Origin of the sequence: Paraburkholderia ultramafica, from assembly GCF_902859915.1 — a bacterium.
Classification (GTDB): domain Bacteria; phylum Pseudomonadota; class Gammaproteobacteria; order Burkholderiales; family Burkholderiaceae; genus Paraburkholderia; species Paraburkholderia ultramafica.
In genome coordinates, this window is record NZ_CADIKK010000003.1 from 264205 (window position 1) to 289659 (window position 25455).

Below are 25455 nucleotides of genomic sequence, written 5' to 3' on the forward strand. Positions count from 1 at the left end.
GTCGACGGCGCCGTATAACCCGGCACGTTCGCGCGAAACGGGCCGGACTAGTCCCCACCCGTCGCAACCGCCCCACCAACCCGCCAATCTCGCCCCATTGCCCGCTAGAATGGCCGCCTTTGCGCGCTTCGGGCGCGCCACAAGGCAAAATACAGGTTTTGCGCGCGCCGCAGGCGCCGCGACTCCGGATGAATCACGCGCCGGCGGCAGGCATGCCGACGGCCTCCGCAAACCTGCACGACAGCGGCCTGGGCAAGCCCAGCAAGGCTTCGCGGCCGCTCGCGTGCGGCGCGGTCAGGACAGCTCGTCCTTTAACAGAGCACCTCAGGAGCATTTATGACCGATTCGAACCCGTCCTTCCTCGGCAGGATTTCCCTTGCCGTCGGCACCTTTTTCAGCATTCTCGGCGATGGCAATTTCGCCGCCAGCGTGCTGCGTCTGCGTCATGGCGGTGCAACCGCGCCGATGCCGGCGCCCGCCGCCCCGGCACCTGCACCCGCGCCGCGACCGGCGCCCACGCTGAAAGAAGCCCGCCCCGACGCCGCGCTGCAACTGCTCGGCCTGTTGCAACGCGACGCGCGCTTCATCGATTTCGTCGAAGAAGACATCAAGAACTACAGCGACGCCGACATCGGCGCCGCCGCGCGCCTCGTGCACGACGGCTGCCGCGCGACGCTGCGCGAGCATTTCACGATCCGTCCGGTGCGTGACGAAGCCGAAGGCAGCCGCGTCACGCTGGCCGAAGGTTTCGACGCGAGCTCGATCCGCCTGACCGGCAACGTCGTCGGCAAGGCGCCGTTCAACGGCAGCATCAGTCATCGCGGCTGGCGCGTCGACGAAGTCCGTCTGCCGAAGCTCACGGACAGTCATAACGCGAAAGTGATCGCACCGGCGGAGGTGGAACTGTGAGCGACGCACGTTATTCGATTGGTATCGACCTGGGCACCACGCACTGCGCGCTGTCCTATGTGGACACGAGCGCCAGCGACGGCGAGAAAACCGCCCAAAGCGTGCTGCCGATCGTGCAGCTCACGGGCCCCGGCGCGATCGACAATCTCGATCTGCTGCCCTCGTTCCTCTATCTGCCGCATCCGGACGAACTGGCGTCGGGCGATCTCTACCTGCCGTGGACCGGCCAGCGCGAATTCGCGGTCGGCGAGTTCGCCCGCAACCGCGGCGCGGCCACGCCGATCCGGCTGGTGTCGAGCGCGAAGAGCTGGCTGTGCCATCCGGGCGTCGACCGCCGCGCGGCGATCCTGCCGAACGACGCGCCGCCCGAAGTCGCGCGCGTCTCGCCGCTCGAAAGCTCGGTGCGCTATCTGACGCATTTGCGCGAAGCCTGGGACCACGCGCATCCCGACGCGCCGTTCGCGCAACAGGACATCACGGTGACGATCCCCGCCTCGTTCGATCCGGCCGCGCGCGAGCTGACCGCCGAAGCCGCCGAGGCCGCCGGCTACGGCCGCATGACGCTGCTCGAAGAACCGCAAGCCGCGCTGTACAGCTGGATTCAGAAGAGCGCCGGCCAGTGGCGCAAGCAGGTCAAGGTCGGCGACATCATCCTCGTGGTCGACGTGGGCGGCGGCACGACCGACCTCTCGCTGATCGCGGTGATCGAGCGCGAAGGCAATCTCGAACTACATCGCGTCGCGGTCGGCGAGCACATCCTGCTCGGCGGCGACAACATGGACCTCGCGCTCGCGCACGTGGTCGCGCGCAAGCTCGCGGCGCAAGGCACCCAGGCCGACGCGTGGCAACTGCGCGCCCTCACCTACGCGTGCCGCTCGGCCAAGGAGACGCTGCTCAGCGACCCCGCCACCGATACCGTGCCGCTCGTCGTGCCGAGCCGCGGCTCGAAGCTGATCGGCGGGTCGATCCGCACCGAACTCACGCGTGCGGAGTTGACCCAGACGATTCTCGAAGGCTTCTTCCCGCAGGTGGACAGCGCGGCGCGTCCGGTGAGCCGCGCGCGCGTCGGCCTGACGCAGCTCGGTCTGCCGTACGCGCAGGACGCGGGCATCACGCGGCATCTGGCGGCGTTCCTCGGCCGTCAGGTCGGCGCGCTGGCCGAGCTCGAAGGTCTGCGCAACTCGGCTGGTGGCGAGGCTGGCAACCCGGCCGTGGCAGGCGCGAGCTTCCTGCACCCGACCGCCGTGCTGTTCAACGGCGGCGTGTTCAAGTCGCCGCTGCTGGTCGAGCGCATCATCGGCACGCTCAATGACTGGCTCGCGGCGGAAGGCGCGGCGCCGGCGCGGCTGCTCGAAGGCGCGGACCTCGATCTCGCGGTCGCGCGCGGCGCGGCCTATTACGGCTACGTGCGACGCGGCCAGGGCGTGCGGATTCGCGGCGGCACCGCGCGCGCGTACTACATCGCGATCGAATCGGCGATGCCTGCCGTGCCCGGACTCGAGCCGCCGGTGCAGGCGCTGTGCGTCGCGCCGTTCGGCATGGAGGAAGGCACCGAGGCCGAGTTGCCCGCGCAGGAGTTCGGCCTCGTGGTCGGCGAGCCGGTGCACTTCCGCTTCTTCGGGTCGTCGGTGCGCCGTCAGGATCAGGTCGGCACGCTGCTCGATTACTGGGGCCCCGAGGAGTTGCAGGAGCTCGACGAAATCCAGGCGACGCTGCCCGCCGCCGGCCGCACCGCGGGTGAAGTCGTGCCGGTGAAGCTGCATGCGCGTGTCACCGAAGCGGGCACGCTCGAACTGGAAGCCATCCCGCGCGACTCCGACGAGCGCTGGAAAGTCGAGTTCGATGTGCGCGGCAACGCGAATGCGTGAATGAGATGAAGCGGTACAGCGTCGGTATCGATCTCGGCACCAGCAACACGGTGCTCGCCTATGCCGAGGCGGGGGCGCAGGATGGCTCACGAGGTGGGTCCCAGCAGATACGCGTGTTCGAGATCGAGCAGCTGGTGAGTCCCGGCGAAGTCGCCGCGCGGCCGCTGCTGCCGTCGGTGCGTTATCACGCAGCCGAGGGCGAACTGAGCGCGGGCGATCTGCAATTGCCGTGGTCCCGTGCGGAGCGCGCGGCCGGCGACGCTGCGGCGCAGCCGGTCGTGATCGGCCGGCTCGCGCGTCTGCTCGGCGCTCAGGTGCCGGGGCGGCTGGTGGCGAGCGCGAAAAGCTGGCTGTCGCACGCGTCGGTCGACCGCGTCGCGCCGATCCTGCCGTGGGGCGCCGCCGACGATGTCCGCAAGGTCTCGCCCGTCGAGGCGAGCGCAAGCTATCTGGCGCACGTGCGCGCCGCATGGAACCAGCGCTTCCCCGACGCGCCGCTCGAACAGCAGGACGTGGTGCTCACGGTGCCGGCTTCGTTCGACGAAGGCGCGCGCGCGCTGACCGTCGAAGCGGCGCGCATGGCCGGCCTGCCCGCGTTGCGGCTGCTCGAAGAGCCGCAGGCGGCGTTCTACGACTGGCTGTTTCATCATCGTGAGCGGCTGGCGAGCGAGCTTGCGCACACGCGTCTCGTGTTGATCTGCGACGTCGGCGGCGGCACCACCGACCTCACGCTGATCGAAGTCGGCATGCGTGACGGCGAGCCGCAGCTCACCCGCATCGGCGTGGGCAATCACCTGATGCTCGGCGGCGACAACATGGATCTCGCGCTCGCGCATCTGGTCGAAGCGCGGCTGCCGGGCGGCGACGCACGTCCGCGTCTGTCGGCGGCGAGTCTGTCGCAACTGGTCGAGCGTTGCCGGGGCGCGAAAGAACAATTGCTCGGCCCGCAAGCGCCCGACTCGACGTCGATCACGCTGCTCGGCGCGGGGTCGAAGCTGATTGGCGGTGCGCGCACCGCGCAGGTCACGCGTGAGGAAGTCGAGCGGGTTATCGTCGACGGCTTCTTTCCGGCGGTGGGCTCGCACGAACGGCCCGGCAGGCCGCGCGGCGCGATCGTCGAGTTCGGGCTGCCCTATGCGACCGATGCGGCGGTCACGCGGCATATCGCGGCGTTTCTTGGCCGTTTCGCGGCGCAATCGCGTAAGGCGTTGGGCGCTGGCTTGTCTGACTCTTCTGGCGCTAGCGGTTCTGGCAGCGAGCACAGCGATGGCGGCGAAGACGCGCTGCCGGTGCCCGACACGCTGCTGCTGAACGGCGGCGTGTTCCGCGCCGAAGCGCTCACGCAACGTCTCGCCGACACCCTCGGCACGTGGCGCGGCGCAGCGCTCAATGTGCTGCACAACGACAACCCCGATGTGGCCGTCGCTCGCGGGGCGGTCGCCTATTCGCTGGCGCGCGCGGGCAACGCGCCGAAAATCGGCGGCGGCTCGCCGCGCAGCTACTTCCTCGTGCTCGACGAAAGCGCCGACGGCAAGGCCGACGCCGACTCCGTGCAACGCGGCATCTGCCTGCTGCCGCGCGGCACCGAAGAAGGCCACGAGATCCTGATCGCGGATCGCACGTTCGCGCTGCGTCTCGGGCATCCGGTGCGCTTTCACCTGGTGTCGTCGAGCGCGGACACGCTCTATCAAGCCGGCGAGTTGACGGATCTCGCGAGCGGCGACTTCGTGCGCCTGCCGCCGATCGCCACCGTCGTGCAGCCGCGCGGCGAGCGCAAAGCGCGTGAAACCACGGTGCGGATCGCGACATCGCTCACCGAGGTGGGCACGCTCGACGTGCACTGCATCGAGCTCGACGATCCGGCGCAACGCTGGCTGCTCGAATTCCAGTTGCGCCGTGAAGACGCGCAGGTGACTCTGCCGGCCGACTCCGCGCCGGCACGTCATCCTGCACTCGACGACGCGCTCGAACAGATCGACCGCTGCTTCGGCACACGCGCGCAAAAGGTCGATCCGAAAGAAATCAAACGGCTGCGCTCGCAGCTCGAACAACTGCTCGGCCCGCGCGAGAGCTGGAACAGCGCCTTGCTGCGCGAACTGTTCGGCGCACTGTGGGAACGCGCGCGCCGCCGCCGGCGTTCAGCGGATCACGAACGGCTCTGGCTGAATCTGGCCGGCTATTGCGTGCGGCCGGGCTTCGGCTATCCGCTCGACGAATGGCGTGTCGAACAGTTGTGGTCGCTGTTCGACGACGGCATTCAGTACGTCAACGAAAGCCAGGTCTGGTCGGAATGGTGGACGCTATGGCGCCGCGCCGCCGGTGGCCTCGACGAGAGCGCGCAAGCGCGCGTGCTCGACGCGATGGCGTATCTGCAAACGGCCGCGCAGTCGCGTCACAAGCTGCCGTTCGATGTCGCGAAAACAGGCATCGCCGATATGGTTCGGCTGAGCGCGTCGCTCGAACGGATTCCGGTCGAACGCAAGATCGAACTCGGCGAGTCGGTATTGGCGCGGCTGAAGAAGCCTGCTGAAAACCATCAAAGCTGGTGGGCGGTTGGGCGTATCGGCGCGCGGCGGCCGTTCTACGGCAGCGCGCATAGCGTCGTTCCGCCGGAGATCGCCGGGCAATGGCTCAGCGCGATACTCGGGCTCGACTGGAAGAAGGTCGACCCTGCGGCGTTCGCCGCCGTGCAGATCGCGCGCATGACCGGCGACCGCTCGCGCGATCTGTCAGAGGACTTGCGCAAAGCGGTCGTACGCCGGCTCGAAGCGGCCAATGCGCCGCGCGCGTGGATCATGATGGTGAGCGAGAGCGTCGAGCTCGATGACGCCGACGAGGGCCGCGTGTTCGGCGAGTCCTTGCCCGTGGGGCTGAAGTTGATTGCGAGTTGAGGCGGTCTCTCTCGCGTGGTCCGGCGGCAGCTACGAAGCAGCTACGAGGCAACTTCGCATACGCAACTAGCGCGGCTCGAAACTCAAGACGGCCTGCGCCGCCGACCGGTTGTCGCGATTCACCAGGCTCTCCGCCAGCAGGTCACGAAAGATCAAAAGCGTGTCGGCGCCGTGCTGCATGCGAAATTCGTCCAACACTTCGGCAATGGCGACGCGCTGGGTCTCCGGATTCAGCATGCTGGCAATGTACGAACTGCCTCTGGCCAGCTCTATCAGATAGATTGACCTGTAGAATTTCTTTTCAGCCTGCTGGCCGGATTTGCGTCCTTTGGGCATCGGTATTTTTTCTCAGCGGTGTCTCGGTGTGCGTTACATGCCGCCAGGTATTCCCTGCCGTTCCCTGTCGGCCAGGTTGAACGCATCCAGCGTTCAGCCGCTATCGCAACGCCGCGCTATGCCATCGTCACCTGATCACGCGGCCGCGCGAAGTACAATCACACGCCAGCCGCGCGCCGCCTGCGTTTGCCGATCAAGCGGGCAGCGCGCCTCATTCAACTGACAATCGCACGCGCCCCGCCGCGCGATGCCGATTGCTCGTGCCGCCGTCAAACCGCTCATGACCACGACCGCCACTCACCATACGACGAACGCCTGGATCATCACTAACGTCCATCAGGCCGACGGCGCGCGCGTCGACGTGTCGATCGCCGCTGGCCGCATCGCGACAATCGGCCCGGACCTGCCGCGCGAGCCGGGCATGGCGATCGAGGACGGCGCGGGCGCGCTGTTGCTGCCCGGTTTCGTCGAAGGTCATACGCATCTGGACAAGACCCACTGGGGCATGAGCTGGTATCGCAACGAAGTCGGGCCGAAGCTGACCGACCGGATCGAAAACGAACGGCGCTGGCGCGCGCAGAGCGGCCATGACGCGGGCGCCCAGTCGCTCGCGCTGGCCCGCGCGTTCCTGCTGGCGGGCACGACGCGTCTGCGGACCCACGTCGATATCGACACCGATGCGGGCCTGCGTCACCTCGAAGGCGTGTTGGCCACGCGCGCCGCGCTGAGCGATCTGCTCGACCTGCAGATCGTCGCGTTTCCGCAGTCGGGGCTGCTCGGCCGGCCAGGCACCGACGCGTTGCTCGATCGTGCGCTGAGCGCGGGCGCCGATGTGCTCGGCGCGCTCGACCCCGCACTGATCGACGGCGATCCGGTTGCGTCGTTAGACGTGACGTTCGGCCTCGCGCAGCGTCATCAGAAGCCGATCGACATCCATCTGCACGAGCCCGGCGAAATCGGCGCGTTCACGCTCGGCCTTCTGCTCGACCGCGTCGCGGCGCTCGGCATGCAGGGCCAGGTGGTGGTCAGTCACGCGTTCTGTCTGGGCGCGCTGCCCGAGCGTGAGCGCGATGCGTTGCTCGCGCGCGTCGCCGATCTGCGCGTCGCGCTGCTGACGACCGCCCCGTCGTCGACGCCGGTGCCGCCGCTCAAAACCTGCATCGAAACAGGCGTCACGCTGTTCGGCGGCAACGACGGCATTCGCGACACGTGGACGCCTTACGGCTCGCCGGACATGCTCGAACGCGCGATGCTGATCGCGATGCGCTACGGCCTGCGCCGCGATGACGAACTGGCGCTCGCGTTCGACTGCGTGAGCAGCACGGCCGCCCGCGGCTGCGGCTTCACGCAGTACGGCTTGCAGCCGGGCGCGCGCGCCGACCTCGTGCTGCTCGACGCGGACACGCTCGCGCAGGCGATCGTCGCGCGGCCGCCGCGCAAGCTGGTGGTGGCCAATGGCCGGATCGTCGCGCGCAACGGTGCGCATGCGCAGCATCGGAACGGCCACTGAGGCGCGCGACATGGCACGCATCGCGCGTATGGAGCGCATGGAGCGCACAGACGGCCGCCGGCGCGGCTCCAATTGCTGAGCCGCACCAACGCCCGGCGCTACACTTCACGCCACTGGCTACAACGAATCCGTTTTCCACATTCAGATGATCAATCTCTTTCAGGCCATGCAGGCTTTCGTCAAGGTCGCCGACGCGGGCAGCTTCGCGCAGGCCGCGGCGCACCTCGGGGTCTCGACCTCGGTCGTGACGCGCCATGTGTCGAGCCTCGAACAGCATCTCGGCATTCGCCTGTTCCAGCGCACCACGCGCAAGGTCGTGCTGACCGAAGCCGGCGCGGCGTATGCCGATGGTTGCCGCGTGCTGCTGGCCGAGCTCGAAGAGGTCGAATCGCGTGCGACCACGACCTCGAAGGAAGTTGCGGGCGACTTGCGGATCGTTGCGCTGGGCAGCTTCTCGCTGTTTCGCCTCACGCCGCTTTTCGCGGAATACCAGGCCAAGTTTGCGCATGTGAATCTGCGCGTCACGCTGACCGAAAAACGCGTCGACCTGCTCGAAGGCGGTTTCGACGTGGGCATCGTGACCGAACACATGATCCGCTCGGAGTCGCTGGTGGTGCGGCGTCTGCTCAACTCGCACGCGGTGCCGGTGGCGGCGGCCGCCTATCTCGCGCAAGCGGGGCATCCGCAAACACCGGCCGATCTCGCGCGGCATCGGGTGATTGCCGCGCCGCTCGACACCAGTCCGCAGAGTTGGGTGTTCAGCAAGGGCAACGGCAGCGACGAAAACATCTCGCTCGATGCGTCGTTCACGGTGAACAGCATGATCATGCAGAAACAGGCGGCGCTGGGTGCGATGGGCATCGCGTTGCTGCCGCTCGAAATGGTCGCCGACGAATTGCACGCAGGCACGCTGGTGCGGATTCTTGACGACTACGCGGTGCTCAATGGCGACGTCGCCGTATCGCTGGTCTATCCGAGCCGCGAGTTCGTGCCGCGCAAGGTCCGGGAGTTCATCGATCTGGCGGTGGGGTACTTCAAGTGAGCTTGCGCAGATGACGAAAACCCGCTCGTCCCCGCGTTCAACGCATCACGGCCGCTCGCCTCGCGCGAGACGAGCGTCGATGTCATACACCACCGGCATCAACGCCGAACTGTTCGAATGTTTCGACGAACGCGCCCATCGGCGCGAGCGAACCGTAATCGACCACCGTGCCGGCCCAATCGAAAATCACCGCTTTGACGTGCTTGACGTGCTTGACGTGCTTGACGTTCTTCACGTGCTTCATTGACTTCGTTCCTCAGGAGATTCAAAAGCTCGCGCGGCGTGCCGCGCATTTTTGTTCATGATCGCCGGTACGTTTGTCCGGGTGGACCAGCAGTGGACCCGCGGTTGACCACCACCCGGCTCACGCCGCTTGCGCCAACGCCTTGCGCTCTTCGAGCGCAGCCGCCGGCGGCGCCGCGTGCTCGACACCCATCGTCTGCAATGACCTCGCGCAAGCCTGCACCACGCGGCGCATCACGTGCTCATCCACCTGACCGATGCAGCCGATGCGGAAGCTGTCCACCACCGTCAGCTTGCCTGGATAGATGATGAAGCCCTGCTCCTTCATCAATTCATAGAAGCGCGCGAATTCGAACGACGGATGCGCCGGCGAGAAGAACGTCACGATGATCGGCGAGCGCCAGCGCGCATTCAGCAGCGGCTCGAAGCCGAGTTCCTGCATGCCCGCGACCAGCACGTCGCGATTGTTCGAGTACCGCGCGAGGCGCCCGGGCTGGCCGCCTTCGAGCTGGTGCAGACGCAGCGCTTCGAGAAACGCAGCCACCGTGTGCGTCGGCGGCGTGAAGCGCCACTGCCCGGTGCGGTTCATCACGTCCCATTGATCGTAGACATCGAGCGCCAGCGAGTGGCTGCAACCCTTGGCCTGCTGCAACGCGCGCTTGCGGGCGATCACGAAACCGAAGCCGGGCACGCCCTCGATGCACTTGTTCGCCGACGACACGAACGCCTCGCAGGCAATCTCGCGTACGTCGAGCGGCACCGCGCCGAACGCGCTCATCGAATCGATCAGCAGCTTGCGGCCCTTCTTCGCGGTGGCGGCGGCGATCTCTTCGAGCGGGTTGAGAATCCCCGAGCTGGTTTCGCAATGCACCGCGACCACGTGCGTGATGCGTCGATCGGCGTCCAGCATGCGTTCCACTTCCGCGCCGCGCGGCGGCAGGTAGTCGCCCTTGTCGAGCACCGTGCACGCGCGGCCCAGATAGCCGAGCGTGGTCGCGATGCGCTTGCCGTACGCGCCGTTGGCGAGCACCAGCGCATGGCCGTCGCGCGGCAGCAGGCTGCCGAGCATCGCTTCGACACAATAGCTGCCGCTGCCTTGCAACGGCACGCAGTCGTAATCGCCGGCGCTGTCGCCCGCCATCTCCAGCAGGCTGGCGCGCAACTGCGCGGTCATCGCGCGGAAATCGCCGTCCCACGAGCCCCAGTCGCGCAGCATCGCCTGCCTGGTCGAGAGTGCCGTGGTCAGCGGCCCCGGCGTCAGCAGATACGGCTCGCCGCTGGCCGGCGCGGCGCATGGCATCGCGCACGGCGCGGTTGAAGACGCTGCGGACGCCGCCGGTGAATGGCCGATCGCGCTTTCCATGGTCGCAACTCCGATATCGCTATGTCGATGCGTGACACAGTACCGAAAGACTGACCATCGGTAAAATCGATATAATCGATGAAGGTATCGTAAAAACTGATTTCATGGCGAGGCACACGTGCAATACGCGCAATTGCGGGCATTTCATGCGGTCGCGGAACATGGCGGGTTTTCCAAAGCCGCGCAGGCGCTGTCGCTGACGCAGCCGGCGGTGTCGGATCATGTGCGGCGGCTGGAGCAGGACTACGGCGTCAAGCTGTTCGAGCGCGGGCCGCGCGGCGTCGAAACTACCGAACTGGGCTTGCGCCTGTTCAGCGTGACGCGCCACATGCTGAGTTGCGAGCGCGACGCGCGGCAACTGCTGGAGTCGGCGGGCGGGCTCGAGTCCGGCTCGCTGTCGCTCGTCGCCGACGCGCCCGATCTGGCGGTCGCGCTGATCGGCGCGTTTCGCAAGCTGCATCCGGGAATCGTCGTGACGCTGTCGATCGCCAATGCCGCGGACTGCATGCAGCGCGTGCTGTCGAGCGCGGTGGACGCGGCCATTACCGCCGCGCCGCAAGTGCACAGCCGGCTGGAGTCGCGTGTGTTGCGGCGCGACCCGCTGGTGGCGATGGTGCCCGCCAGCTATCCGGTCGCGAAGAAACGCAAGCTCAGCTACGCGGAACTGGTCAGGCAGCCGATGATTTTCCGCGAGTCGCAATCCGTCACGCAGCAGTTGCTCGAAATCGAACTGGTGCGTGAGTCGTTGCAGGTGGAACCGGTGATGTACGTCGATGGGCGCGAGGCGTTGGAAGAAGCAGTTGCGCAAGGCATGGGTGTAGGCGTGATCGCACGCGCCGAATTCAACGAGTCGCGGCGGATCAGGATGATTCCGCTGCAGGATTGTCAGGTGCAGATGATCGAATCGCTGACGCGGCTGGCGGAGCGGCCGGGGTCGAATCTGCTGGATGCGTTGTTCGCGGTGCGGTTGCCGAGCCCCACTCCGGTTGATGCTGGAGCGGCCGGATAAAAGCGCAAGCCGCCCGGCAGGCGATGGCTGAGCCTGGGGCGGCTTGCTTGCTGTGCTGCCTGCTGTGCTGCCTGTTAACGCGATCCGCCGCTCGCAATCAGACTTTCGCCCGTCAACCAGCGCGAGTCATCGGACGCGAGGAACGCGACGATATCGGCGATATCGTCGGGTTGACCGATGCGCCCGAGCGGCGTCGTGCTGACGGCCCACGTTTCGAAATCCGAACCAATGATGCCCGCGCTATGCGTGCCTTCCGTCGCGACCATGCCCGGATTCACCGAGTTGACGCGAATCTTGCGCGGACCGAGCTCCTTCGCGAGCACGCCCGTGATGCCGTCCACCGCGCCTTTGGTCGCCGTATACACCGCGCTGCCCGGCGGCGTGATGCGGCTCACCACCGAACTGACGTTGACGATGCTGCCGCCTTCGCCGAGATGCTTGACCGCGGCCTGCGTGGTCAACAGCAGCCCTAGCACGTTCACATTGAAGTGCTTATGGAAGTGCTCTTCGGTGATCTCTTCGATCGGCGCGAATTCATACACGCCCGAGTTGTTGACGAGGATGTCGAGATGCCCATAGGTTTCGATCGCCGCATCGATGATGCCTTGCGCGTCGGCGGCTTTGGCGACGTCCCCGCCAACCGCCACCGCCTTGCCGCCCGCCGCGGTGATCGCATCGACCACGCTGTCGGCGCCCGCTTTGCTGGACGCGTAGTTCACCACCACCGACGCGCCCTGCGCGGCCAATGCCTTCGCAATGGCCGCGCCGATACCCTTCGATCCGCCGGTTACAACCGCAACTTTACCTGTGAGCTTGCTCATGATCATGTCCTTTAAATGGGATTCGCGCCGACGTGCTGTCGCGAAGATTCGCGGGGCTGACGTCGATGAAGCCGGAAATGCAGTGGCGCTGTCACTGCACACAATGTAGGCATGTCGGCCGCACGGATAAAGCGGCTGAAGGCGAATAGTTACGTTGGTTGAAACGAACAATCGGAAATCCGCAGGCGCGGCATGCACACAGGCACACGCACGCGCTCGCCAGATGACAGCGTCCTGTTAAGGCAGTTTGTGAATTCAGCGCTTACGCAGTAGCGCGATCTGGCCGGCGCGCGACGCTCGCCGAAGTGGCGGATCGGGAATTCATCGGTCTCAGCGCGGACAGCGCGTTGCACGCCTACCTTGGGGGAGCGCGCGTTGCTGGCCGGCCAGTCCGTCGGCTTTCGCGCCCACATGCGCACGTTCGACGGCATCTGCTGCAGGGTCGAACAAGGCGCCGGCATCGGTATCGTGCCGGCCACGGCGGCCAGGCGCTATCGCGGCACGCCGGGCATCCACACGATCGAGCTGGCCGACAGCTGGGCCTCGCGGCAGTTGCTGGTCTGCATGCGCGATCTGAACGCGATGCCGAGACCGGAAAAGGCGCTGGTCCGGCACCTGGCCGGGATCTAGCGGTTCGGTTCGGCGCTGTCTGCGTCGCCTTGATATCAGTTCGATTTATCCAACTGGCTATTTTTAATCGATTTGCCTGATTCTACGAAGGTTCTTATCCTTGATGCACAAGCGCATGCGGTTCGACGCATGCGGCGTCCGCACTGCTCGCAGTGCTCCTTGCAGTGCTCATTCTTGTCGGCAAGATCATGGAAAGAACCACCTTCAACGTGCGCGTCGATAGCGTCCGCGACGAAGCGCATGGCGTGCGCTCGTTCAGCGTGTCGCGTCTGGACGGCCAGCCGTTCGACCACTACGAACCCGGCGCGCACATCGACGTCACCGGCCCGTCCGGGCTCATGCGGCAATATTCGTTATGCGGCGACCCGGATCATCGCGACGCGCATCTGTTTGCGGTGAAGCGCGAAGACGCTTCGCGCGGCGGCTCGCGTGCGCTGCATGACGAGGTTGCGGTCGGCAGCGAGCTGACGGTCGGCGCACCGCGCAATCTGTTTCAGCTTGCGCCCGGCGCCGACGAACACATGCTGGTCGCCGCGGGCATCGGCGTGACCCCGCTGCTGAGCATGGCGTACCGGTTGCTCAGGCAACAGCAGCGCTTCGTCCTGCATTATTTCGCGCGCTGCGCGGAGCATGCGGCGTTCTTGCCGCTGCTCTCGCGTGCACCGTTCAGCGACTACGTGAAGTTTCACTTCGGCGTCGCGCGGGAGCAACTCGATGCCGTGCTCGGCGACTGTCTGGCGGGCGCGCGCGAAGGCACGCACATCTACACCTGCGGCCCCGCGCCTTTCATGGAGCGCGTGGTGGCGATCGGCGAAACGCGTGTCGCGCCGGAGGCGATTCACCTCGAACGGTTCGCCGCCGACCCCGCTCCCGCTGTCAGCGGCGAATCCGCCGCGCTCGACGCATTCGACGTGCGGATCGCCAGTAGTGGCGCGGCCGTGCGTGTGGACAAGGACACAACCATCGTCGCGGCGTTGGCGTCGATCGGCATCGAAGTGGACACATCGTGCGGCGAAGGCGTGTGCGGCACCTGCATGGTCGACGTGGTGAGCGGCGCACCCGAACATCGCGACCATTGCCTGAGCAAAGCGGAACGCGCGAGCGGCAAGGTGATCTGCTGCTGCGTGTCGCGCGCGACGTCGCCGGTGCTGGTGCTGGATCTTTAACGCGCCGCGCTTTGCCGCACGTCGGGTAGTTGCTTCAGCAGCGCTGTTTGTACGGTGTCCCACACCACGTCGAGGTTGATGTCGAAGTAGCCGTGGGCAATGCGGTTGCGCATGCCGCGCATGCTGCGCCAACGCACCTCGGGATGCGCCTGGGTGAATTCGGCGTAGCCATCCATCACCTTCGTGGCGGCCTCGCCGAGGATGATGAGACTCATGATGACGGCCTGCTGAGTGCGTTTGTCCACCATGAAGTCGACTTTGCCCAGGCGCTCCACGAAGCTGCACGCATCCGTCGCGGCCTGCTGCATGTGGTCGAAGTAGTCGGGCAGGCGGTTCTCACTTATACCGGCTGCGCCTCCGCAAGCACCTTGGCACGCAATTTCGACGGCAGATCTGCGGGGGTCAGCAGATCAACGTGGACACCCAGCAGCGATTCCAGTTCGTCTTGCAGTCCGCCCAGGTCGAACAGCGTGGCACCGGGCAACGCATCGACCAGCAGATCAAGGTCGCTGCCATCCTCGTCGGTGCCATGCAGCGCTGAGCCGAAGATGCGCGGGTTCGCCGTGCGAAAGCGGCTCGCCGCTTCGCGCACTGCACTTCGCTTGAGATCAAGCACAACGGACGGTCGCATGGGACACTTTTCCTTATCGAAACTCATCGAAATAGTAAGAGGTTGAGAATACCGTTTCAAGAACTATATTCGGGAATCGCAACGCTCGCTGCGCACTCAAAACAGATAACCGATGAACAGCAGCCTGAACATCACCACCGGATCCAGCTCGGGCCGTTCGTTATTCGCGCAGTACAGGTGCGCCACCTTCTCGCGGATGAATTCGAAATCCACCGACGCGACGATCTTGCGCAGCAGGTAGTCCTTCGACATGAGCTCTTCGAGCATAACCATCTCGAGTTTGTGTTGCACAGTCGGTTTCGTCAGCATGCCGCATTAAACGGCAAAGCCTGGCTCAGGGCCAGGCTTTGCGGGTACTTTGTCAGCAATCTGAGGTGCTGCCTTCGCAGCACCTTCTTACTCTTCCTCTCTTACCGGTCGTCGTCGCGAATCGACGACGCATGCCGGCACAGCGCACGCACCTCGACATCCATATACGGAAACAGCGGCAACTGGCTCAGCAGGTCGTGCAGATGCGCGGGGCTTTCCACATCGAACACGCTGATATTCGCGTAGCGCCCGGCGATGCGCCACAGGTGCCGCCATACGCCTTCCTGCTGGAGCCTTTGCGACATCGCTTTCTCGTCCGCCTTCAGACGCGCGGCGCGTTGCGCATCCATATCGGGTGGCAGATTGACGGTCATCTCGACGTGAAACAGCATGCTTGCTCTCCTGGTATGATCGATTGGGTGGATCGATACGGTGATCGGTAAACAAGGACCCTGGCTTACGCGGCAAAACACACGCCGCGCAAACCAGGGTCGACAGATTCCTGCAGTAGTACGCTCAGGCGCTTTCTCTCATCGCATCCGCAGCATCAGGCTTCGGCGCGCACACGCTCCACTTCGGCGCCCGGCAGATTGTCGCGTTCGTTGAACAGCGTGAAGTCGAAATCGATCAGCGCGAAGTTGCCTTCCACGCCGTACGGTTTGCCTTCGGCGCCTTCCGCCTGCCTGACGGCCGGCACGAGGCCGTCGCGCGTGGCGAACGCGAAGTCGTCCCACAGATACGGATCGCCGTCGATGTTGATCTGCGTCGTCAGCTTGCGGCAGCCCGGCGCGGACACGAAGAAGTGGATATGCGCCGGACGATGTCCGTGACGGCCGAGCTGATCGAGCAACCGTTGCGTTTGCCCTTGCGGCGGCACGCTATAGCCGACCGGCACGACGCTGCGGAAGCTGTATTTGCCCTCGGCGTCCGTGCGAATCGAACGGCGCAGATTGAACGCCGATTGCGATTTGTCGAAGTACGAGTAGTTGCCGAGATGGTTCGCGTGCCACACTTCGACCAGCGCATTCGCCAACGGCTTGCCGTTTTCGCCGAACACGCGGCCGCGCATCACCAGCGTCTGGCCAGGATCGGTGCCGTCATCGAGCCGCGCATGTCCGACGGACTCAGGCGCGCCCGCCACATACAACGGCCCTTCGATCGTGCGCGGCGTGCCGCCTTCAATGCCGGCCTTTGCTTCCGCTTCGTCCAGACGCACATCGAGAAAATGCTCGAACCCGAGACCCGCGGCCAGCAGACCCAGCTCGCCGCTCTTGCCGGCTTCGCCGAGATAGTTCAGCGCGGTCCAGAATTCGTCAGGCTGCACGTCGAGATCTTCGATCGTATAGAACAGGTCTTGCACGATCCGGTTGACGATCTGCTTCGTGCGCGGATTGCCTTCACTGGTGGCGCTGTCGTTGATCTTTTGCAGCAGCGTGTCGATGGCTTGCTTGTTCATGGGGTATCTCCTAAGTTTGATGTTCTGGATGGCTAACGGATGAGCCAGCCAGTCGGCCTTCAGTTCGTGGTAACGCTTGCGCCTTTGCGCGTATCGCGCCGCAGACGGTCGATCTTGTCCCAGTCGAGCGTGATGCCGAGACCTGGACCTTGCGGCAGATGCAGCGCAAAGTTTTCGTAGCGCAGCGGCTCGGTCAGGATTTCTTCGGTCAACAGCAAGGGACCGAACAGCTCCGTGCTCCACTTCAACTCGCCGAACGTGCTGAAGAGTTGCGCCGAGGCGATCGTGCCGACCGCGCCTTCGAGCATCGTGCCGCCATACAGGTCGATGTTCGCGGCCGACGCAATCGCGGCCACCTGCGCGGCGCCGCTCAAGCCGCCCGATTGCGCGATCTTCACCGCGAAGACATCCGCGGCACGCGCGCTGGCAATCGCGAACGCATCCGCCGGGCCGTGCAATGCTTCGTCGGCCATGATCGGCACTTGAGCGAGTTCGGTCAGACGCTTGAGACCCGCGCGATTGTCCGCGGCGATCGGCTGCTCGATCAGCGTGACGCCGGCATCGGCGAAACGTCGGGCCGCCCAGATCGCTTCCGATTCGGTCCACGCCTGGTTCACGTCGACTCGTACTTCGCCGCGCCCTTCCAGTGCTTTTTTGATCGCGACGACATGCGCGACGTCGTCAGCCACCGCGCGCGAACCGATCTTCAACTTGAACACGCGATGACGCTTCACTTCATACACGCGCCCGGCTTCGTCGATGTCGCGGTTCGTATCGCCGCTCGCGAGCGTCCACGCCACCTCCACCGAATCACGCACGCGCCCGCCGAACAACTCCGACAACGGCACGCCGACGCGTTGCGCCTGCGCATCGAACAACGCGGTTTCAACCGCGCACCTGGCAAACCGGTTGCCTTGAAACAGCTCGCGCAGCTTCGCCGTCGCGGCGCCCGGGCGGGTCGCGTCCATACCCTTGAGCAGCGGCGTGAAATACGTGTCGATGTTGACCTTGATACTCTCGGGGCTCTCCTCGCCATACGCGAGACCACCGATGGTGGTGCCCTCGCCCACGCCGACCACGCCGTCCGCGCAACGGATGCGCACCAGCACGAGCGTCTGGCAGTTCATCGTTGCAACCGAGAGGCGGTGTGGACGAATCGTCGGTACGTCGACGAGGATCGTCTCCACGCTCTCGATCTTCACGGGTGTTGCTAACATTCGTTGCCCTCCTGAACTGCTGTACCGGGGAGCCCCATATTAGAAACAAACCCGCGCGGCAGTCCAACACCGATTCCGACTACTTCAATACTTTGACGGTATGGCGTGCCGGACCAGGCTGAGAAGTCTCATGCCGAGCATCACTGGTGGGACTGGTACGCTCCTTATCTGAGCGCGCGTCAGAACGGCCGCAGTCCTGAGGATGCAGTAGCGCAAGCCGACCGTTATATGGAGCAGGTCCTTCGTGTTCTCCCCCGATGACGCCGTTCGAGTGACCGAACTCTCCAGGTACGTCCACCGCCCGGCGCGTGACTGTCTTCTCTAGTGACCGCCGGGGGGCAGCCATGCCCGGACCTGCTGCGTGAGGTGACCGGCACGGGCATCATAAGCAAACGTTCCGATGCGTTTGAGCGATTCATAAAAAGCCGCACTGATTCGCTGAATGTGGCTTTTGTTTCATAAGGTTTTTTTAAATGCCTTTTTCGCGCAGCGACGCGACATACTGCCTGGCTGCCTCGTTGCCATGCGCGAGCGCCCGTGACCCAAGAGAAAACCCCAACTGCGACTCATGAGCGACTGCGCTGCGGTCATCATCAAAGAGCTTGGCCGCGCGGCGCAGATGTTGCGCCGCTTGCACATGCAGTTCCGACGCCGCTGCGTGATGTTGCGCGGCAGTCAGGCCACTCTCGACAGCGCCCGCCGACGGCGGACCGCCCGCATGCTTCGCAGCGGCATTGGACTCGTCAATCGCAAACAACGCATGGCCCTGCGCCAATACCGCCTGATGAGCGGCATGATCGTAATCCTTGCCCGCCTCGTAATACTGCGATGCCTCCCGATGAAACCGCGCTGCCTGCTCATGATGCAATGCGGCAGCATCGAGATGTCCCTTTTTACTTTGTTTGGTATTCATGGCAACTCCCGTGTAACGGCGTCCCTTCAGCGATGACCGACCGCATACGACTCGCGACCGGCCGGAATCCATGGCTGAAAGTTACTCGCTTCGGCGTTGCCTGGGTTTCTTTTTGCGGGCGTTGCGCGTTTCCAATCATCCGGGATGCCGCCCGGCCGTCATCGTCATTGCGAGAACCAGCAACTGTCCAGGATCATTGCGCCGTGGTCCGCATGGCCCGATACTCGCGTCGCACGATATCCATCAACTCGGCGACCGACGTGCTGGCGGCCTCCCTTTGGTAAGTCACGCGGCCGCGCTGCATCAGCATGACGCGATCCGCAATATCAAGCGTCTGCGCGTAGTTGTGCATGATCATGATGATAGACAGCCCGCCCTTCTCCTTGAGCCGCAAGATCAGGTCGATGATCAGCCCGGCTTCGCGGGCGCCCATCGCCGCGAGCGGCTCGTCGAGCAGCAGAATCCTTGCATTCGAATTGACCGCGCGCGCGACGGCAATCGCCTGCCGCTGCCCACCGGATAGCTGCTCGACCGGCAGATCGACCGAAGGCACCTGCACGCCGATCTCTTCGAGACATTCGGCCGCGCGACTCCGCATGGCGCGGTTGTTCAACAGCCGCAACGGCCCCCGGCGGATGATCTCCCGATTCAGGAACATGTTGTGATAAATACTCAGTGAATTGGCCAGCGCCAGATCCTGATACACGCATTCAATGCCCAGCGAACGGGCGTGATCGACCGAGCGCAGCATCGTTTCCACGCCGTGCACAAAGAGCTTGCCGCTTGTCTGCTGATGAAAGCCGGTCAGAATCTTGATCAGCGTCGACTTTCCGGCACCGTTGTCGCCCAGTACGCCAAGTATTTCGCCGGGCCTGAGCGTCAGCGTCACACCGTCGAGTGCCGTGACCGCGCCGAAACGCTTGACAATGTCCTCGCCGCGCAGGACCTCCGCCAGCTCCGACATCACAGCTCTCCCTTGCGCGCGAGACGGACGACGTGGATGTTGAAGATCATCGCCGCGAGGATCGCCGCGCCGAGAATCATGTTGAAGGTGAACGCGTTGATACCGATCAGCGTGAACCCGTCGCTAAGGATGCCCAGCACGGCCGCGCCTATCAGGCCGCCGATGATCGTGCCCGATCCGCCGGCCAGTGGCGTGCCACCGATCACTGCTGCGGCGACAGCGAGGAACATGATCTGGTTGCCGCCTGCTTGCGGATCGATCGAGGTAATCCGGAAAGCCTCGAGGATCCCGGTGAAGCCCGCGAGCACCGCGGCGATGATGAAGTTGCCGAGTTTCAGGCGTCTGACATGAATACCGGCTTCGCTCGCGCCCAGCGGGTTCGCGCCTCCTGCAATCGTATGCAGACCCCAGCGCGTATGGCGGAGCAGGACGTGCATGACGGCGGCGATGGCGACCGCCCAGATGATCTCGCTGTAGCCCCATGCGCCCATGATTGCCGAAAATATCGTCCCTTCCGGCGGGGAAACCGGTGTGCCCCGTGAAATCGTCAGCGTGAAGCCGTTGACGAAAAATAGCGTACCGAGCGTGGTGACAAACGATGGGATGCGCAGGTACACCGTCACCGCGCCGTTGACCAGCCCGACTACGGCTGCCGCGAGCAGCCCGGCCAGCACGGCGACCCAGACAGGCAGACCGGCTTCGTTGGCGAAGTACATGACGAAAGGTGCAAACGCGAAGACCATCCCGGCGGAGAGATCGATCTCTCCGCCGATCATCAACATGATTTCGCCGAACGCAATGATCGCCACCGGCGCGATGAACTGCGACAGGTTTTCGAGGCTCGCGCCGGTCAGCAAAAAGTCACGATTGGCGGTTTCGAAATAGGCACAGAGAATCAGCGCAACCGCGAGGATGCGAATCTCGCTGGAACCCCAGACCGGCCTCGACCAGAGCCGCCGGCGTTCGCGAGGTTTCGAAGTTGCCGTCACAGAAGACGTCACCCTCTGATCGCACCCGTGCGCGGCACGATCTGCGGCTTGGTGCTCTTGCCTTCATAGCGTGTCGACGTGTTCAGGTAGGGCTCAACCGTGTCTTTAGTGACGAACTTCAGGCCCGTGTTGACATTGGCCGGCCCAACGAGCCCACCGGACGAGAGGAACACGAATGCCTGAACCACGGTATAAAAGCCTTGCACGTAAGGCTGCTGATCGATCGTAAAGTCCAGAAAGCCCTCGTGGATCAGTTGGACCGTGCGTGGCAACAGATCGAAACCGCCGCCGTGCACGCCCTTGGCCGGCAGGTTCGACGCTTTCATCACCTCGGCAACGCCCTGGGTGCTGCCCGCGTCGACCGCGAACATACCCTTGAGGTCCTGGTGACCCAGGTAGAACGACTTGATTTTCGAGAGCTCCTCGTTGACCGTCGCGCCGGTCGCGATGGTCTGCACGTCGATCTTCTTGCCGGACTTCTTGATCGCGGCGACCGCGCCATCGAGCCGCGGCTGAATGTTGAGCTGCCCCGGCGTCGCAATGAAGATCGCGACCATGCCGCTATCGATCAGACTGACGATACGCTCACCCATCTGATACCCGGATAGATACAGATCCTGGCCAATATAGGCGAGGCGCGGACTGGACGTGCCCTGGGGCGCATCGGCGTTATAGGCGAAGACCGGAATGCCTGCGTCGAGCGCGGCCTGGATCGGCTTGTCGAACGCCTTCGGATCGACGATCGGCACGGCGATGGCGTCGGCTTTACCGGCGATCGCCGCGTTGACCGCATTCACCATCTGCGCAATGTCGGCATTGGCCGAGCCGGTCCATTGAAAGTCCATCCCGAGCAAAGCCGTGGAGTCCTCAATGCCATATTGCGTCGGCACGAAGAACGGATTCGTCGTGACATGGTTGACGAATACGATCTTCCAGCGCTTGTGTTCCGGGAACGGTCCCGCTTGCGCAGCCTGGGCCGGAGTCAGTGCTCCGCCAAGCAAGGCCAGCGCCGTACCGAGGCCCGCGCCTTGCAGCAATCCGCGGCGCGTGAGTTGCACCTCCCCGTTGCCTTCCTGCTGTTCCGCCATGTCAGTCTCCAGTCTTTCAGTTATTGAATAACTCACTGCTCACTGTGCATGACGGCGCAGGCCTGGCAAGCGCCGGTGCCGGGCCCCACCACACCTCACAATACGCGTGTGCATGCGCGTGCGCCTGACGACCCTGAGAAAAATCCTATATCACGCGTTTTTACCCTCAATCGATGTATACCCTTAACTAGTCCGACTATTTGACAGGCACTCGCACACCGCTCGCGGAGGCGCACTTGATCCGGACAACGGCTTGATGTCGCGGGTAAGGATCGGCGCGGCAGGTCGCGTCAATAGTATGACTATCGGCCTGCGCTTTGAATCGCAGTTGCAAACCGCGATGTGCCGGCGATCGCCGTCTGTGACCGCCCCATGCACAACCGCAAGCAACATCGCCGCGATATTCGCACTAAAGGAATCGGCGCTGCGGTCGCTCTCTTCGGACGGGTCATGCGGGGTGGTGGCTGCCGACTTCCAGAATGCTCTCGGCATCCGCACGCGCGTTTTCGAGTTGAACCAGGCTTGCATGCCGCGCGCCTAACGGGTCACGATTCTGGATAGCGGTGAGGATCGCCTTGTGCCGCGGCAATGACAGAGCGTGCGTGTCGGGATGACGGCTCGTCAGTCTGATCGATTCCGACAGCGCGAGCGACAACATGTTGCCGATGTACGCCAGCATGTCGTTATGGGTAGCCATCATGATCGCGCGGTGAAACTCCAGATCGGGATCCAGCAGCGCACTCGCGGTTTCCGCGTGTTCCATCCGGTCATAGGCCGAGGCGATGCGCGCAAGGTCGTCGCTGGTCGCGGCGGTGGCGGCGAGCGCCGCCGCCGCGGGCTCGATGATGCGGCGCACGGTCAGCAGCGAACTGAAGAACTCGCCTTCCGGCACGCAGTTGATGGTCCAGTACAGGACATCCGGGTCGAGCATATGCCAGTCCGCGCACGGCTTCACGACACTGCCTACACGCGGTTTCGATACGACCAGCCCCTTCGCCACCAGCACGCGGGTCGCCTCGCGCAACACCGGGCGGCTGACGCCATAGCTCTCGCACAGCACGGCTTCCGCCGGCAACCGCTGGCCTGGCTGCAGCTTGCCGCTGACGATGCCCATGCCGAGCTCTTGCACGATGCGGCCATGCAGGCTCTTGCGCTGTTGCAGATGACGATAGTCCATGCTCAGAGGTCGCGGTCGTGCACCGTTGGTTCTGCTCCGATCTATTCAGCGTTCGAGCCGGCACATACTCCGTTGCCGACCCGGATAGGGTTCGCTGTATGGAGAGCCGATGCGTGTTCAAGCATAGCACGCGATAATGGCGTACGCGGTGACGTCCAGGGTAGCGCCGCAGCGCAGGCTTTTTCGAGCTGGGGCCGAGCCGGTGTTTGATCCGGCGGGAGTGTGATGCCTGGGTGCCACCGTGTCGACAGCATGATTGTCTTTATAAAAATGACGATTTGTCATGAATTGCAGTTGACCTGCTTGCAGACGGATGAAATCGATCGATGACGAAACCGCCACCGCGATCACCAGTTTCATGACCAGCGACGACGCGTTCTGCCGCTCGCTCGGCAACGGCCACAGCCTCGCGGTGCTGGTGCCGGAACTCGTCGATCTGGACCGCGACGACGGCGCGCCGATTCCCGAACGCTTCGAGGGGCTTGCCGCGTCGCTCGCCAAAGATCACACGCCGGACCAGGTGCGCCGCATCGTGCGCTCGCTGATGGGCGTCGGCTTCAATCTGAATCTGTTTCCGAACCTCGCGTTGTCGATGGCGTTTTTCCGCGTCCTGCGGCCCATTTCCGCGAATGAGACCGAAATCCGTCACGTCGCGCTCGCGATGGACGGCGGTCCCGAAGAAGCGAACCGCGTGCGTCTGCGCATTCACGAACACTTCCAGGGCCCGTTCGGTTTCGGCAGCCCCGACGACGCCGAAGCCTGGGAGCGCGTGCAGCGCGGCTCGCACGCCGGCCCCGATCTGCCGATCCTCGTGAACCGCGGCCTGAATCGCGAGAGCACCGCGCCGAACGGCGAGAAGACCGCCCACGCCACCGACGAAACCGGCATGCGTGAAGCGTACGCGCAATGGCGCACGATGATGGAGCAAGCATGATGGACGACCGCAACACACTGTTCTCTCAGAAGACCTTTGCCGACGCGATCGAACTCATCTGCGTTGAGTTTGCCACTGCCGATCGAGGGTTCACCGCTGAAGGCGGGTTTGCAGATCATCGGACGCAAGGGGCAGGACGAACAGGTGTGCGCGATCGCGGCGCGCTTCGAAGCCGCCCTCGCCGCTTAGACAAGCTTGGGTCTTTGGCAACATCGGGCAACCCCAGGCAACGCATGCAGCCGCGTCCGTAGCGGCCGCTTGCCGCTTTCTCACGGAGTTGAAGTCATGCAGAAAAGAGTCGTACTCGTCACCGGCGCGGCGCGCGGCCTGGGCGCTGCGATTGCCGCGCGCTTTCATGCGGCGGGTTACGCGGTCGCCATCGGCGACATCGCGTTCGATGCCGCGCAAGCGCTCGCGCGCGATCTGAGCGCCGACGGGTCCAGCGCATTCGCGCTGAATCTCGACGTCACCGCGAAAACCGCGTTCGAAACCGCACGCGATGCGATCCTTAAGCGTTGGGGGCGCGTGGACGCGCTGGTCAACAACGCGGGCGCATCCAAAGTCATACCCGTGATGGAGATTACCGCCGAGCAGTTCGATCAGGTCATCAATGTCAATCTGCGCAGCATTTCGCGGGCGGTCAGCGACTCGATCCGCTTGCGCAGCTCGCGCTGCTTCTGGCCGGCAACATGCCGTTGCGCGGCGAGCTTCAACGCACGCTGCACGCGATCGAGCATCTGCTGCGAGTTATACGGCTTCTCGACAAAATCGATCGCGCCGTTCTGCAATGCACGCACGGACATCGGAATATCGCCGTGTCCGCTGACGAAAAGGATCGGCAAGGTTGCGCCACGCTGGTTCAATTCCGCTTGCGCGATGCGCTCGCGAGTCTGCAAGGCGAGATCGTCGATCTGAAGGAAGTCGGCTCGCACTCGGTGATGTTCGTGAAGACCACCCACATCGGCGTGCGTACCGATGGCGATGAGCTGATCTACTTCGACCGCAATTTCCATCGCATCAAGCGGGTCGCGTCGTGCTGAACGCGGGGAATGAGCAACCGGGCCCCTCGGCGCAAATTCCGTCAAACGCCCCGCATTAACGCTCCTTCTGCATCTGAAGCCAGCTATACCACGCGTCCATCCCTTCCCCGCTTTGCGCCGATACCTGGAGGATCCGCATCTGGGGATTGACAAGCTTCGCGTAGCCGATGCACCGATCGACGTCGAACCGCAAATAGGGCAGCAAGTCGATCTTGTTCAGCAACAACAAAGAGCAAGCCCTGAACATATGTGGATACTTGATCGGCTTGTCCTCGCCCTCGGTCACCGACAGAATCAGCACCTTGGCCGCTTCACCGAGATCGAATAGCGCCGGACACACCAGGTTGCCGACGTTCTCGATCATCACCACCGAATGCAGCGGCGGATCGAGTTGCGTCAGCGCCCGCGACGCCATCTCCGCGTCCAGATGACATCCGGTGCCGGTATTGATCTGCACCACCCGCGCGCCGGTCGCGCGAATTCGCTCGGCGTCGTTGAGCGTGGCCTGATCGCCTTCGATCACCGTCAGCGGCAACGTCTCGCCCAGATCGCGGATCGTGCGTTCGAGCAACGTGGTCTTGCCCGCGCCTGGCGAACTCATCAGGTTCAGCGCGAGGATCGAGCGGCCGGCCAGCCAGCCGCGATTGCGTTCGGCCAGTAGCTGGTTTTTTGCGAGGATGTCCCGTTCCAATGTGATCGACGTGCCTGATGTTTCGTGGCCGCTGTCGTGGCGATGGTCATGTCCGTGGTCGTGCTGGTGCGCGTGATCGGCTGCATGCAAGTGCGAGTGCGGATGCGAATGGCCATGCGAGTGCGTGTGAAAATGCGCGTGGTCGTGCGCATGCTCAGCCACTCGCCGATACGCGGTCTCCCGCGAGCCCACTGCTCCCGCGTCCTGCGACTGCCCCTCCTGCGCATCCGGATCGACCACCGCCGCGCTCCGCTTATT

Annotated in this window: 24 protein-coding genes and 6 pseudogenes; 12 read left to right on the forward strand and 18 right to left on the reverse strand. The window is 64.3% G+C overall.

Annotation, left to right across the window (positions count from 1 at the left end):
- The first annotated feature begins 336 nt into the window (after positions 1 to 336).
- The 3 genes from HV744_RS04905 to HV744_RS04915 are packed head-to-tail and all read left to right on the forward strand — an operon-like array spanning position 337 to position 5668.
- Entirely contained in the window at positions 337 to 909 is a 573-nt protein-coding gene (locus HV744_RS04905) for a DUF2760 domain-containing protein (RefSeq protein WP_175148411.1), read from the forward strand.
- Positions 906 to 2777, forward strand: coding sequence for an Hsp70 family protein (locus HV744_RS04910; RefSeq protein ID WP_175148412.1), 1872 nt, complete (start codon positions 906 to 908; stop codon positions 2775 to 2777). Before HV744_RS04905 ends, HV744_RS04910 begins: the two co-directional genes overlap by 4 nt.
- Positions 2774 to 5668, forward strand: a complete 2895-nt coding sequence (locus tag HV744_RS04915; protein ID WP_175148413.1) for an Hsp70 family protein — start codon at positions 2774 to 2776, stop codon at positions 5666 to 5668. The genes HV744_RS04910 and HV744_RS04915 overlap by 4 nt, the downstream gene beginning before the upstream one ends.
- A gap of 66 nt (positions 5669 to 5734) precedes the next feature.
- Here HV744_RS04915 and HV744_RS04920 read toward each other — a convergent pair whose 3' ends face one another.
- A complete protein-coding gene (locus HV744_RS04920; RefSeq protein ID WP_175148414.1) occupies positions 5735 to 6004 on the reverse strand; it encodes a hypothetical protein in 270 nt (89 codons plus the stop codon).
- A gap of 280 nt (positions 6005 to 6284) precedes the next feature.
- Here HV744_RS04920 and HV744_RS04925 point away from each other — a divergent pair, with 280 nt between their 5' ends.
- A complete protein-coding gene (locus HV744_RS04925) occupies positions 6285 to 7514 on the forward strand; it encodes an amidohydrolase family protein (RefSeq protein ID WP_175148415.1) in 1230 nt (409 codons plus the stop codon).
- Positions 7515 to 7659: 145 nt separating this feature from the next.
- A complete protein-coding gene (locus HV744_RS04930; RefSeq protein WP_175148416.1) occupies positions 7660 to 8556 on the forward strand; it encodes a LysR family transcriptional regulator in 897 nt (298 codons plus the stop codon).
- 82 nt (positions 8557 to 8638) lie between these two features.
- On the opposite strand, the gene HV744_RS04935 is transcribed toward HV744_RS04930, so the two are convergent.
- Positions 8639 to 8800, reverse strand: a complete 162-nt coding sequence (locus HV744_RS04935; protein WP_217469094.1) for a hypothetical protein — start codon at positions 8798 to 8800, stop codon at positions 8639 to 8641.
- A 120-nt stretch (positions 8801 to 8920) separates the two neighbouring features.
- A complete protein-coding gene (locus tag HV744_RS04940; protein WP_175148417.1) occupies positions 8921 to 10162 on the reverse strand; it encodes a 2-aminoethylphosphonate--pyruvate transaminase in 1242 nt (413 codons plus the stop codon).
- A 118-nt stretch (positions 10163 to 10280) separates the two neighbouring features.
- Here HV744_RS04940 and HV744_RS04945 point away from each other — a divergent pair, with 118 nt between their 5' ends.
- Positions 10281 to 11171, forward strand: a complete 891-nt coding sequence (locus tag HV744_RS04945) for a LysR substrate-binding domain-containing protein (RefSeq protein WP_175148418.1) — start codon at positions 10281 to 10283, stop codon at positions 11169 to 11171.
- Positions 11172 to 11245: 74 nt separating this feature from the next.
- Here the strand turns inward: HV744_RS04945 and HV744_RS04950 are convergent, their stop codons facing one another.
- Positions 11246 to 11992, reverse strand: a complete 747-nt coding sequence (locus tag HV744_RS04950) for a glucose 1-dehydrogenase (RefSeq protein WP_175148419.1) — start codon at positions 11990 to 11992, stop codon at positions 11246 to 11248.
- Between the two features lie 375 nt (positions 11993 to 12367).
- Here HV744_RS04950 and HV744_RS04955 point away from each other — a divergent pair, with 375 nt between their 5' ends.
- A complete protein-coding gene (locus HV744_RS04955; RefSeq protein ID WP_246278942.1) occupies positions 12368 to 12622 on the forward strand; it encodes a type 2 periplasmic-binding domain-containing protein in 255 nt (84 codons plus the stop codon).
- 188 nt (positions 12623 to 12810) lie between these two features.
- On the forward strand, positions 12811 to 13788 hold the full coding sequence (locus tag HV744_RS04960) for a PDR/VanB family oxidoreductase (RefSeq protein WP_175148420.1): 978 nt from the start codon (positions 12811 to 12813) through the stop codon (positions 13786 to 13788).
- Here the strand turns inward: HV744_RS04960 and HV744_RS04965 are convergent.
- The 12 genes and pseudogenes from HV744_RS04965 to HV744_RS05020 form a co-directional block, all read right to left on the reverse strand.
- Positions 13785 to 14132: a HepT-like ribonuclease domain-containing protein gene (locus HV744_RS04965; RefSeq protein WP_175148492.1), complete on the reverse strand. Its 348-nt coding sequence runs from the start codon at positions 14130 to 14132 to the stop codon at positions 13785 to 13787. The genes HV744_RS04960 and HV744_RS04965 overlap by 4 nt on opposite strands.
- The gene (locus HV744_RS04970; RefSeq protein WP_175148421.1) at positions 14129 to 14419 is read right to left on the reverse strand and encodes a nucleotidyltransferase family protein; all 291 of its coding nucleotides are present in this window, start codon (positions 14417 to 14419) and stop codon (positions 14129 to 14131) included. The genes HV744_RS04965 and HV744_RS04970 overlap by 4 nt, the downstream gene beginning before the upstream one ends.
- 99 nt (positions 14420 to 14518) lie before the next feature.
- Positions 14519 to 14728 (reverse strand): annotated as a pseudogene (locus HV744_RS04975) (transposase); the annotation flags it as partial.
- A gap of 101 nt (positions 14729 to 14829) precedes the next feature.
- Entirely contained in the window at positions 14830 to 15120 is a 291-nt protein-coding gene (gene catC / locus HV744_RS04980) for a muconolactone Delta-isomerase (RefSeq protein WP_175148422.1), read from the reverse strand.
- A 155-nt stretch (positions 15121 to 15275) separates the two neighbouring features.
- On the reverse strand, positions 15276 to 16184 hold the full coding sequence (gene catA / locus HV744_RS04985; protein ID WP_175148423.1) for a catechol 1,2-dioxygenase: 909 nt from the start codon (positions 16182 to 16184) through the stop codon (positions 15276 to 15278).
- A gap of 59 nt (positions 16185 to 16243) precedes the next feature.
- Positions 16244 to 17401, reverse strand: a complete 1158-nt coding sequence (locus HV744_RS04990) for a muconate/chloromuconate family cycloisomerase (RefSeq protein ID WP_175148424.1) — start codon at positions 17399 to 17401, stop codon at positions 16244 to 16246.
- Positions 17402 to 17870: 469 nt separating this feature from the next.
- Positions 17871 to 18314, reverse strand: a complete 444-nt coding sequence (locus tag HV744_RS04995) for a hypothetical protein (RefSeq protein WP_175148425.1) — start codon at positions 18312 to 18314, stop codon at positions 17871 to 17873.
- Between the two features lie 193 nt (positions 18315 to 18507).
- Positions 18508 to 19278, reverse strand: a complete 771-nt coding sequence (locus HV744_RS05000) for an ATP-binding cassette domain-containing protein (protein WP_175148426.1) — start codon at positions 19276 to 19278, stop codon at positions 18508 to 18510.
- Positions 19278 to 20267: an ABC transporter permease gene (locus HV744_RS05005; RefSeq protein ID WP_246278943.1), complete on the reverse strand. Its 990-nt coding sequence runs from the start codon at positions 20265 to 20267 to the stop codon at positions 19278 to 19280. Before HV744_RS05005 ends, HV744_RS05000 begins: the two co-directional genes overlap by 1 nt.
- Positions 20268 to 20275: 8 nt before the next feature.
- Entirely contained in the window at positions 20276 to 21355 is a 1080-nt protein-coding gene (locus HV744_RS05010) for a sugar ABC transporter substrate-binding protein (RefSeq protein ID WP_175148428.1), read from the reverse strand.
- Positions 21356 to 21803: 448 nt separating this feature from the next.
- Complete coding sequence (locus tag HV744_RS05015; RefSeq protein WP_175148429.1) at positions 21804 to 22532, reverse strand: FadR/GntR family transcriptional regulator; 729 nt, start codon at positions 22530 to 22532, stop codon at positions 21804 to 21806.
- A gap of 117 nt (positions 22533 to 22649) precedes the next feature.
- Positions 22650 to 22892, reverse strand: coding sequence for a hypothetical protein (locus HV744_RS05020; protein ID WP_175148217.1), 243 nt, complete (start codon positions 22890 to 22892; stop codon positions 22650 to 22652).
- Between HV744_RS05020 and HV744_RS05025 the strand changes: the two are divergent.
- From HV744_RS05025 to HV744_RS05035, 3 pseudogenes are all read left to right on the forward strand, one after another.
- Positions 22846 to 23466 (forward strand): annotated as a pseudogene (locus HV744_RS05025) (RHO alpha subunit C-terminal catalytic domain-containing protein); the annotation flags it as partial. The gene HV744_RS05020 and the pseudogene HV744_RS05025 sit on opposite strands and share 47 nt — an antisense overlap.
- 54 nt (positions 23467 to 23520) lie before the next feature.
- Positions 23521 to 23655: pseudogene (locus HV744_RS05030) on the forward strand (amidase); the annotation flags it as partial.
- 96 nt (positions 23656 to 23751) lie between these two features.
- Positions 23752 to 24096: pseudogene (locus HV744_RS05035) on the forward strand (SDR family NAD(P)-dependent oxidoreductase); the annotation flags it as partial.
- On the opposite strand, the pseudogene HV744_RS05040 reads toward HV744_RS05035, so the two are convergent.
- Positions 24096 to 24338, reverse strand: a pseudogene (locus HV744_RS05040) (response regulator transcription factor); the annotation flags it as partial. The pseudogenes HV744_RS05035 and HV744_RS05040 overlap by 1 nt on opposite strands.
- On the opposite strand from HV744_RS05040, the pseudogene HV744_RS05045 reads away from it, so the two are divergent.
- Positions 24336 to 24506 (forward strand): annotated as a pseudogene (locus HV744_RS05045) (flavin reductase); the annotation flags it as partial. The pseudogenes HV744_RS05040 and HV744_RS05045 overlap by 3 nt on opposite strands.
- 55 nt (positions 24507 to 24561) lie before the next feature.
- Here HV744_RS05045 and hypB read toward each other — a convergent pair.
- The gene (gene hypB / locus HV744_RS05050; protein WP_246278944.1) at positions 24562 to 25437 is read right to left on the reverse strand and encodes a hydrogenase nickel incorporation protein HypB; all 876 of its coding nucleotides are present in this window, start codon (positions 25435 to 25437) and stop codon (positions 24562 to 24564) included.
- Between the last annotated feature and the right edge of the window lie 18 nt (positions 25438 to 25455).

What these genes read in the sequence shown, in the direction of transcription:
- HV744_RS04995 (WP_175148425.1), bottom strand. Translation starts at nt 18,314, where the DNA reads ATGAATACCAAACAAAGTAAAAAGGGACATCTCGATGCTGCCGCATTG.
- HV744_RS05010 (WP_175148428.1), bottom strand. Translation starts at nt 21,355, where the DNA reads ATGGCGGAACAGCAGGAAGGCAACGGGGAGGTGCAACTCACGCGCCGC.
- HV744_RS05015 (WP_175148429.1), bottom strand. Translation starts at nt 22,532, where the DNA reads ATGGACTATCGTCATCTGCAACAGCGCAAGAGCCTGCATGGCCGCATC.
- HV744_RS04970 (WP_175148421.1), bottom strand. Translation starts at nt 14,419, where the DNA reads ATGCGACCGTCCGTTGTGCTTGATCTCAAGCGAAGTGCAGTGCGCGAA.
- HV744_RS04920 (WP_175148414.1), bottom strand. Translation starts at nt 6,004, where the DNA reads ATGCCCAAAGGACGCAAATCCGGCCAGCAGGCTGAAAAGAAATTCTAC.
- HV744_RS04925 (WP_175148415.1), top strand. Translation starts at nt 6,285, where the DNA reads ATGACCACGACCGCCACTCACCATACGACGAACGCCTGGATCATCACT.
- catC (WP_175148422.1), bottom strand. Translation starts at nt 15,120, where the DNA reads ATGCTGTTTCACGTCGAGATGACCGTCAATCTGCCACCCGATATGGAT.
- HV744_RS04940 (WP_175148417.1), bottom strand. Translation starts at nt 10,162, where the DNA reads ATGGAAAGCGCGATCGGCCATTCACCGGCGGCGTCCGCAGCGTCTTCA.
- HV744_RS04990 (WP_175148424.1), bottom strand. Translation starts at nt 17,401, where the DNA reads ATGTTAGCAACACCCGTGAAGATCGAGAGCGTGGAGACGATCCTCGTC.
- HV744_RS05020 (WP_175148217.1), bottom strand. Translation starts at nt 22,892, where the DNA reads ATGAAACTGGTGATCGCGGTGGCGGTTTCGTCATCGATCGATTTCATC.
- HV744_RS04950 (WP_175148419.1), bottom strand. Translation starts at nt 11,992, where the DNA reads ATGAGCAAGCTCACAGGTAAAGTTGCGGTTGTAACCGGCGGATCGAAG.
- HV744_RS05000 (WP_175148426.1), bottom strand. Translation starts at nt 19,278, where the DNA reads ATGTCGGAGCTGGCGGAGGTCCTGCGCGGCGAGGACATTGTCAAGCGT.
- HV744_RS04935 (WP_217469094.1), bottom strand. Translation starts at nt 8,800, where the DNA reads ATGAAGCACGTGAAGAACGTCAAGCACGTCAAGCACGTCAAGCACGTC.
- HV744_RS04960 (WP_175148420.1), top strand. Translation starts at nt 12,811, where the DNA reads ATGGAAAGAACCACCTTCAACGTGCGCGTCGATAGCGTCCGCGACGAA.
- catA (WP_175148423.1), bottom strand. Translation starts at nt 16,184, where the DNA reads ATGAACAAGCAAGCCATCGACACGCTGCTGCAAAAGATCAACGACAGC.
- HV744_RS04905 (WP_175148411.1), top strand. Translation starts at nt 337, where the DNA reads ATGACCGATTCGAACCCGTCCTTCCTCGGCAGGATTTCCCTTGCCGTC.
- HV744_RS04930 (WP_175148416.1), top strand. Translation starts at nt 7,660, where the DNA reads ATGATCAATCTCTTTCAGGCCATGCAGGCTTTCGTCAAGGTCGCCGAC.